This window comes from Sphaerothrix gracilis Ecp01 (assembly GCF_030405905.1).
Taxonomy (GTDB): domain Bacteria; phylum Cyanobacteriota; class Cyanobacteriia; order Phormidesmidales; family Phormidesmidaceae; genus Sphaerothrix; species Sphaerothrix gracilis.
The window spans coordinates 1-8,007 of record NZ_JASATW010000060.1 but is presented as its reverse complement, the minus strand read 5'-3'; the positions used below and the strand labels follow the sequence as shown (position 1 = coordinate 8,007).

The window sequence follows — 8,007 nt, the reverse complement described above, 5'->3', positions numbered from 1 at the left end:
AGCTCAGACATCTCTGAATCCGATATTTCTGATTTCGAGGAGTCAGATTCCCCTGGCAAACAGCCAGGTTTCTCGAGGCCCATTTCAATCAACAGACGAATTTTTTTTGACATGGATAATGCTTGCCATGCTGGATCGTCTCTATGAGAGTTGATCGGAGTTCGTAACTCTCGAAGATCAACATTGATTCTGTCTTGTTTAGCCATGCTCCAAGTTTACTCGCTTAGAGCCATATTCCACTTTATCCGCCACCTGTACCTACATAACTCAAAAAGGCGATAAAAACATTTTTTGCGCATTATGGTGATAAATGGTGATAAATGCGCTATTCTAATTCGCAAGGAGGTCAAGCGACCTTCGAGCGAAACGCCACGAAAGGAAATCGAAAATGATTGAAACTACTCAAAATACTGGATTTGAGTCTCTGGCGCAGGAGCCTGCGCAAGTCCCCGAAGTTGCCCTCGAAGCTGCGAGCGAAGTTCGAGCGAAGTCAACATCAGCAAGTGATCTGGCTGATGAGTTTGGCGTGTCTTCTCGGACCATCCAAGGGTGGTTCAAAATCATCCGCCAGGCTTATCCGTGGATTAATGAGGCAGATCTGAAAACTGGCAGCTCTGCCAAGACTCGCTACACCCCCTATTGCCAGCAACTCATAGCTGAGTTTCGCCAAGCTGCTGAGAGTATGTCTGCCGAGGATTGGGTCGCCTCAGTTCATGCTCAAAATTCTGATTTGTTTCATGCTCAGGAAAAGGTTCCACTCAGTGTTACAGAAGTCGTTCCCTTAGAAGCTGGCTCTGGTAAGGAGCTTTACCCGGTAGATCGCACTGCTGCAAGTTCGCTGGTTCCAAGCGGAGAGAGTTATCTAGAGGCTCTTAGTGAGCAAAAATCTGAACTGGAAGCTATAGAGGCTCAAGAACTGGCGTTGCTGCAACGGATGCAAAGTGGCTTGCATCGTCTGAATCAAGGCCAAGACCAATGGAGTCGTGCTAACGACCTGAGACGACAACGCCTACTCCGACAGGCCCGTCTTGAGGCTGCAACCTTAGCAATCGAACTGGAAGAAGAGTTCGAGAACACTCGTCGGGAAACTCAATACAGAATTCAGACAGGGCAGGTGCCGGGAAAGCCTCAAGGCGAAGAAAACCCACAGGCGCAGTCAGCGTAGCTGTTTTAGCGATCGCCTCAGCGTTTGTTTTGTGGCTGTTTACCTCAGCACATTCTTTACAAGAGCCACGCCATGAGCCACCTTGTCGAAGCTTTGATCTACCGCCATCTAGCGTTCAAGGAAGCTGTTGAGCGGACTGAGCAGGCCGCTATCGATAGCGGCATCGAAGAGATCGCCGTCCAGATCGCCGTCCAGCAAACCCGTCTAGCGGTCATCCGTGTTCAGCGAGCAAAAGTCGAATTAGCCCTGCATATCATCAGGAGAAAAATTAATGGCCGAAAAGAATCCTTTGACTAAGAAACGTACTCGTCGCTCTACTGCTAAGACTCCCCATGTCTCCGGAGGTGGTTTGACTCCTAGTACACCGTCCCAAATAGGTAATTTTAGTGATTCGATTGAATTGCCTTACAACATTCCGGCCCATGAGCCCAATAGCCTGATTCCGTCTGATATCTACGATCCAGGGACTTCTTCTGCACCTCGGATGGAGCGCTCAGAAGCGGATCGGCGGATTGAAGACTATCACCAGATGATAGCGGCGCAGCAGGTCGCTGAGACAGGCTACAACTTCATCTCAGCGGTGATGAAGACGCACACGAGCTACCAGAAAGCTTTGGGAGATGGCTTTACGGCGTTGAAAGAGACGCTGACAACGCAGCGCAAACAGGTGAGTGCTGCCACTGCCGTTGTAGACCTGAGCACCGAGCGGCTTAAGTTTGCGACTGCCGTTCAGCGCAATGAGCAAGCCAACATCAAGTTGTCTGGTGAGCAGGTTAAGACAGGACTGCTGCAAGAGCGGACGGACATCGAGCTTGTCAAAGTGCGCAACGAAATCCAGGGACTCAAGGCTCAAGCCCAGCAAGCCTTGATGAAGGCTCAGTCCTTAGAGCTATCGGCCTAGAACGAGACGGGACGCCAGCTGGCGTCCCTCACTACTTCATTTCGAGGGAGCATCCTCATGAAAACGCAACGGGAACGCAGTAAAGAAGAGAAACAGCGCCACCAGAAGGTGCATTCTAGGTTTGGCTACCTGTCTACGCTGGTATGGCTGACCAGTGGCACGTCCCTATCGATTTCATTGCTTAGCGGCATTCTGTTTCAGAATCCGGGCATGGCGATCGCGGGCTTTGGAACGACGGGACTGTCCTTTGCCGCTCTGAAGTCTAGCCGCGAACGCGCCACTCAGACCGCGATAACGCTGTTGGTGCAGAGCAACAATGATTGGGAGCATCGGCTGGCAACTACAGCTCAGGAAAGCCAGAGCCAAATCGACAGGCTGAGCCGTGACCGTGATGCTTTGCAGGCATCACAGAGAGAGCTGATGCAAACGCTAACAGAGACTCAAAGCCAAGCAGGCGATCGCCAAGAGCGGATGAAGGTTCTACAGACCGAAGCTAGCCAGCTGACAGGACAACTGAGCCGTTTGCAAGTGCAAGTGGCTGATCTCGCTGCTAGAGACAGCGCTAACCAGACAGAGCTAGGGCAGCGACGAGAGCAGGTCAAGACGCTCTCGCAGCGTCTAGCTCAGACCCAGGAAGCTTTAGAGCAGGCTCAGTTGGCCTTAACCGAAAAGCGGCATGATTTAGTCGTCCATCTGGACGCGATTGAGGTTCAGATCCTCGACGTTTGGAACCCTTTATTTCAGGGACTCATTGCCATCTGCGATCGCTTCGACCCGAATCGTCCAGTATCAGATTTAGAGTATGCGGGCAAGCCAGTCGAGCTGGACGAGACAGAGAAAAAGCGGTGGACGCACTACCGGGAGTCTCTGGTGGCCTATGACGCGGGCCTTAGAGATCGCGTCAACGCTATGAGTGAAGAGTGCGATTGCCATGACGATGCCTATAGCTTTTTCCTGACCCTGCTAGAGGAGATGACGCTGAGCTACTGCAAGCTCTGGTCGGGCATCCGAGACTTAGAACTCGGCACTACTCACGAAGGCGAGAAGCAATCTATCTATGCTGAGTTTGAGCAACTACGCGATGATTACGTCTCGGAAGCGTCCCAGTGGGTCGAGCGGTCTTCTCAGGTTGAAGTCGGCTTCAACGTGATTGAGGACAGCTTCAAGCAGGAACTAGCCAGTTTGCAGCAGCGCATTGTGGACGCTGAAGCTTTGATTGAAGTGCTGCAAGCCCCGCGTCAGTTTCCTGGTGAAACGTCCATCGACAAGGCAGGCAACCGTCTAATTGAGCACTTTGCTGCCCATAGCGTGATTCTAGATGCCGTCGAGAGCATCAAGATTCCTGGTGGCTTCCGGCTGCGCTTCAAAGTAGATCGCAATGCCGGCACCACCAAGCTGACTGATTCAGAGATAGACAAAATCTGTGATGAAGTGGGAGCCTGGGGTGTCTCTCAGCATCGGCTCAGCTCCGAGGACTTTGAGCTAGACCCTCGCAACTTCCTGCTAGAGGTGACGCTTTCTACCCCTGGCGAGAGCCAGTCCCGCTCAGCTAAGAGTAAAAAGCGCTCCGCGTCAAATTCAGCAGCGGCCAAAGCAGAAGCCGTGGGCGCTGAACTGGTAGCCGGGCGCTTCACGGAGCTGGACTGCTACAGTGCGGCAGAGTTTGAGGAGGTTGTGGCACGTAAGTTCGTCCCGCGCGTCCGGGTAGTAGCAGGCTCGACTGGCGGCAAGTCGCCACTGCTAGAGCTGATCGCCTGCGCGATCGCCCAGCTCCAGAAAGGTCAGCTCTGGCTAATCAACCCAATACCCGGCAGTCCCAAAGACTGGTTCCATGTGCCAGGGGTAGTGCCGCCGGGGAGCGACGGCATCGAGGCCGCAATCTCATGGCTAGGGGAAGCGCACGCCGAGTTCCAGCGCCGCCGCAACGACCTGCCCGGAACCGCCAACAAGCCGTTCATCACGGTGATGGTCGATGAAATCAACGCGATCGCCCGCGACTACCCAGATCTGGGCCTAGTGATGAAAGACTTCTACCAGCTCTCAGACCACACGCGCATGGGCTTTTTGACGGCGGGGCAAGGGGCGAATGTCTCTGGTGTCAGCGGTGGTTCTCAGTCCAACCGCAAGACCGGCAACGCTACCAAACTGATGGCAGAAGACTTTGAGAACGCCACTCAGGTCTTTACGGCGACAGCGGCGAAGGTGTGGATCAATAAGCATCTCAAGGGCAATCAGATGAAAGCTTTTGAGGAGCGCTTAGACGCGCTCAATCAGCTCTGCGTGGAGCTGAACGAGGCAGAGGGCAAGTCAGCGTACCCGACTGACCCCACCAGCAAAGTCGTTTCTCCCGATGCCTACCGGATAGCGCTGGTAGTCAGCCCCAGAGAAGCCGAACCGTTCTTCATCCAGCTTCCGGCCTACAGCAGCTATGTCGGCCAGCTAGAGGGAGTCGAGTTCCCAGAGGGGGCTGAGGTGACAGCGCCTAAAGCGAACCAGATGTCTTTGGGCCTGCTAGACGGGGGGACTCCGCCTGAAACTCAATGCGTCCACTGCGGCCACGACAGGTTTCGCCGCAAGGGGGAGTATGCCGATGGTCGGCTGCGTTATGTCTGCTCAAGCTGCGGACGTGTCCCTGTGCAGCTAGACGCCCCGGCTCGCCGTGGCTAAACAAAAACAGCCGTTTTCACTCAGTTTTACTTGAAAATCGTCTCGCAAAATGAGGCAGATGTCTCGGATGTCGAGGTAAATCACTCAAAAAGTCTAGGCGTCCAGGTCAATCCGTCTCCTGTGTCCACCCCAGTATTGAGAGGTCATGATGCCTACTGCTAATGCTCCAGCAAAACTTCACCGCGATGCTCTGCAAACGCTGAAAGAGTACGATCTGCGAGATGTGCTTGAGGCGCTTTGTTCAACTCATGGCGCTAGAGCGATTGCCAAAGAAATCAGAACGCTGCCAGCTCTCTCGCAAAAGGTGAGAGAGCTTCTATGACAGGCTGCTATCTACTGCACTTTGAGCAGCCCATTAGCTCTCTCCATACCACCCGGCACTACCTGGGATGGTCTAGTGATATCGAATCTCGCATAGCTCATCACCAGGCTGGAGAAGGTTCTAAGCTCTGCCAGGTGGCGAAAGCCAGAGGGATTGGTTTCACCCTGGCGCGCACCTGGGCAGGCGATCGCTCCCTGGAGCGAAGGCTCAAGAATCGCAAAAATAGTCCGAGGCTCTGCCCAATTTGCCAAGCACAAAAGTCAAAAACCCCGGCCTAACCGACCAAAGCAGTCCGGGGTTACCCCAAAATCAAAGGAGTAATCCAATTATGCAACGTCAACGTCAACTAACCGCCGCTACCATCGTCACGGGCAGCTCAGTTTTAGCCCTATCACTAAGCTTATGCCTCATTCCTGTCAGTAAAAAGCTAGGAGCTTTAGCAACGCTGGTAACAGGTAGCTACACCGCTGGCACCGTTACCCTATCGCTCAGTGTTCGAGGACGGCTGAGGAAGCTGTCTGCTGAGCAAGAGCAGCTAAGCACTACAGCGAATGAAAGAGTGGCTAGTGCTGAAAGAGACCGTGATGAAGCCGCTAAGCAAACTGTCCTAGCTGAAAAGGGAAAGGAAAATCTGCGGGGACAGCTCTATCAGCTAGAACAGGAGCTGATAGAGCTTCAAACTCGATTGGTTGAACAGCAGGGGCACAGCCAGCAGCTCCAAGAGCACAGCAGCGAGTTGCTGGCGGCTCTCACCAAAAGCCAGGAGTTTGTCGCGCAGTACGAACAGCTTTGCCCTGAATATCTAGAGCGTGCCACCGCCGCCGAGATGAAGGCTGAGATGTTTGAGGTTGCCCTTCATCGCTCGCGCCTGGAAAGCGCTAGCCCGCTAGAGAGCGATCTCGCCGACGATGCCTTGCTTGAAGCTACTTCTTTCTAAACCTCTCACTTCATTCCCTAGAAAATTCTTCAGGAACGACTTATGGATCCTATCTCTGATTTTCTGCCGACACCAGCGGTACAGCAGCTAGAAACTTTATTCGGTTCTAGATGGCGAGCGATGGCTTTGAAGGATCGGGTAGCTATTATTGCTGCAATTGCTAAAAGCCTGTCAGCTAATCTTAACGGGACTGCCCTATTGCCTTTGCCAGAGGTGTGCAAGGCTGAAGGCCATGTTTTTAGCGACTCAAGGATTGCGCCATTATTGAGGCAGCTCGATGGCGAAATCGAGTCAGGTAATGATTATATGCAGCTTATTATGGGTATTGCTGAAAGCTGCTCAAGTGAAAGGTTTACGCTTAAACCCTGCTCTATTTCCAATCCTGTAAATTGGCCCGCTCTGACTCAGCAAGCAATGCATCTATTCCAGCAGGCGCAGCAAGCGATTGAACAAGAGCTACAAGCGAGAATTCAGTCCAATAGCGAGTTGGCCCAGGCTGTTGCGGGTCTAAAGAGTCAGCTTGAAGAGTTAGAGCGAACGCATCAGCGCTATCGGATAGAAACCGACCTGCTTAATCTGCTTCAGCAGCAGAAGAATAGTGAGCTATGGGCACTGGTCGCAAAAGTACAAGCCTTCAGTACGCAAGCGGCTGATTCCTTTAGCGAGATTCCAGATTCATCCGCTGAGCCAGAAGCTGAAATATAGATGGAGGTAGGCGATCGCGTCGTGTTTTTGAAGGGCTGGCCGAGTCAGCGCTTCGGTGTGGTGGTAGACTTCCGCTGCTGCCGCAATCCGCCCCGCGACCGGGTTGCTGTGGTGCTTTGGGATGCCGGATATATCAGCTTTTCCTCGCCAGAGGAAACAGAACTGGCGAATGAAGTAGGTCAGATTGCTCTGCCGCTGCTAGCCTTTGAATAACTTCGGATACCTTCGAGTACCTTCTATCAAATGTCAAGGGTTTAGCGTGACGCGACAGCTAGATAGGCGAGTTTGCAAATCTGCGAGCGCGATCGGCAATTGCAAGACTCCCTTGTCGCGACAACTATGATCAAAATGACAACTATGATCGCTAATGCGGTTAATCTCGATTTGCGGTATTTGGCTCAGTTGAGTGAGCCGAGCGAGTCGCCGCAGCGCGTTTGCGATAGCTCTCAGTGTGGATTTCGATAATCAAGGCATGATGCACCAGGCGATCTACTGCCGCGACGGTCATCATGTCATCGGCAAAGATGGTGTCCCATTGACTGAAGGGCTGATTGGCCGTGATGAGAACACTACGCCGTTCGTAGCGATGGGCAATCAGCTCAAATAGGACTGAGGTTTCGGCCTCTGACTTTTTGACGTAGCCGAGGTCATCAATGACGAGTAAGTCAAAGCGGTCGAGCTTGTGGAGCAAAGTGGGCAATTCCAACTGCAACTTCGCCTGCTGCAACTGCTGCACCAGAGCGGTGGCGGTGAAGAACTTAGCCCGTTTGCCGAGTTCGACGATAGACCGTGCCAGGGCTGCCGCCAAATGGGTCTTCCCAACACCGGAAGGCCCGAAGATTAAACAGTTTTCGGCGCGCTCTAACCAACCGGTATCCGTGGCCAGTTGCATCAAAGGAGCGGGATTGAGCTTAGGGACATGGTCCCAGTCAAAGTTGGAAACCGTTTTTGCGGCGGGCAGTTGGGCCTCTTGCAGGGCGCGTTTGAGGCGCATACTCCAGCGTCGGTCCACCTCCAATTCGCAAAGTGCTAGCAAGAATTGAGCGTAAGACCACTGTTCTTGCATGGCCTGATGTTCGAGGGTTTCCCAATGCTGGAGCATGTGGGAGAGGCGCAGGCGTTTGAGGTGGAGGCTGAGACTTTGGTAGGGACTCACTGCTGGCGTCTGGCTGGAGGAGTTGGTCATAGTCTTTCAAGTCATGTTGTTGCACCTGCACGGCAGGCAACGTCGTTTCCTTCAGAAGCTGGAAGTGTTTCTGTAAAGCCACTAAGGTCAAGGTGCCAGTAGCAAGTTGGGCCGCCAGATACTC

The 8,007-nt window shown here is 53.1% G+C and carries 11 protein-coding genes; 9 read left to right on the top strand and 2 right to left on the bottom strand.

The genetic code is table 11. From position 1 onward, the window contains the following. The coding region (locus tag QJQ48_RS27145) for a hypothetical protein (RefSeq protein ID WP_346294356.1) at nt 1-206 on the bottom strand (206 nt) is incomplete at its 3' end. A 182-nt stretch (nt 207-388) separates the two neighbouring features. On the opposite strand from QJQ48_RS27145, the gene QJQ48_RS27140 reads away from it, so the two are divergent. From QJQ48_RS27140 to QJQ48_RS27100, 9 genes are all read left to right on the top strand, one after another. Next, complete coding sequence (locus QJQ48_RS27140) at nt 389-1,165, top strand: hypothetical protein (RefSeq protein WP_346294355.1); 777 nt, start codon at nt 389-391, stop codon at nt 1,163-1,165. Nucleotides 1,166-1,237: 72 nt separating this feature from the next. Next, nucleotides 1,238-1,462, top strand: a complete 225-nt coding sequence (locus QJQ48_RS27135; RefSeq protein ID WP_346294354.1) for a hypothetical protein — start codon at nt 1,238-1,240, stop codon at nt 1,460-1,462. Next, on the top strand, nt 1,437-2,066 hold the full coding sequence (locus QJQ48_RS27130; protein ID WP_346294353.1) for a hypothetical protein: 630 nt from the start codon (nt 1,437-1,439) through the stop codon (nt 2,064-2,066). The genes QJQ48_RS27135 and QJQ48_RS27130 overlap by 26 nt, the downstream gene beginning before the upstream one ends. A 57-nt stretch (nt 2,067-2,123) precedes the next feature. Beyond that, complete coding sequence (locus QJQ48_RS27125) at nt 2,124-4,733, top strand: hypothetical protein (protein ID WP_346294352.1); 2,610 nt, start codon at nt 2,124-2,126, stop codon at nt 4,731-4,733. A gap of 148 nt (nt 4,734-4,881) precedes the next feature. Then, nucleotides 4,882-5,055 carry a hypothetical protein gene (locus QJQ48_RS27120; protein ID WP_346294351.1) on the top strand — a complete coding sequence of 58 codons (174 nt, stop codon included), beginning with the start codon at nt 4,882-4,884 and terminating at the stop codon, nt 5,053-5,055. Beyond that, nucleotides 5,052-5,333 carry a GIY-YIG nuclease family protein gene (locus QJQ48_RS27115; RefSeq protein WP_346294350.1) on the top strand — a complete coding sequence of 94 codons (282 nt, stop codon included), beginning with the start codon at nt 5,052-5,054 and terminating at the stop codon, nt 5,331-5,333. The genes QJQ48_RS27120 and QJQ48_RS27115 overlap by 4 nt, the downstream gene beginning before the upstream one ends. A 50-nt stretch (nt 5,334-5,383) precedes the next feature. Continuing rightward, nucleotides 5,384-5,992, top strand: a complete 609-nt coding sequence (locus QJQ48_RS27110) for a hypothetical protein (RefSeq protein WP_346294349.1) — start codon at nt 5,384-5,386, stop codon at nt 5,990-5,992. 42 nt (nt 5,993-6,034) lie between these two features. Then, nucleotides 6,035-6,697: a hypothetical protein gene (locus tag QJQ48_RS27105; protein ID WP_346294348.1), complete on the top strand. Its 663-nt coding sequence runs from the start codon at nt 6,035-6,037 to the stop codon at nt 6,695-6,697. Further along, a complete protein-coding gene (locus QJQ48_RS27100) occupies nt 6,698-6,910 on the top strand; it encodes a hypothetical protein (protein ID WP_346294347.1) in 213 nt (70 codons plus the stop codon). A 160-nt stretch (nt 6,911-7,070) separates the two neighbouring features. Here QJQ48_RS27100 and istB read toward each other — a convergent pair whose 3' ends face one another. Next, the gene (gene istB / locus QJQ48_RS27095; protein ID WP_346294346.1) at nt 7,071-7,883 is read right to left on the bottom strand and encodes an IS21-like element helper ATPase IstB; all 813 of its coding nucleotides are present in this window, start codon (nt 7,881-7,883) and stop codon (nt 7,071-7,073) included. Nucleotides 7,884-8,007: the final 124 nt, after the last annotated feature.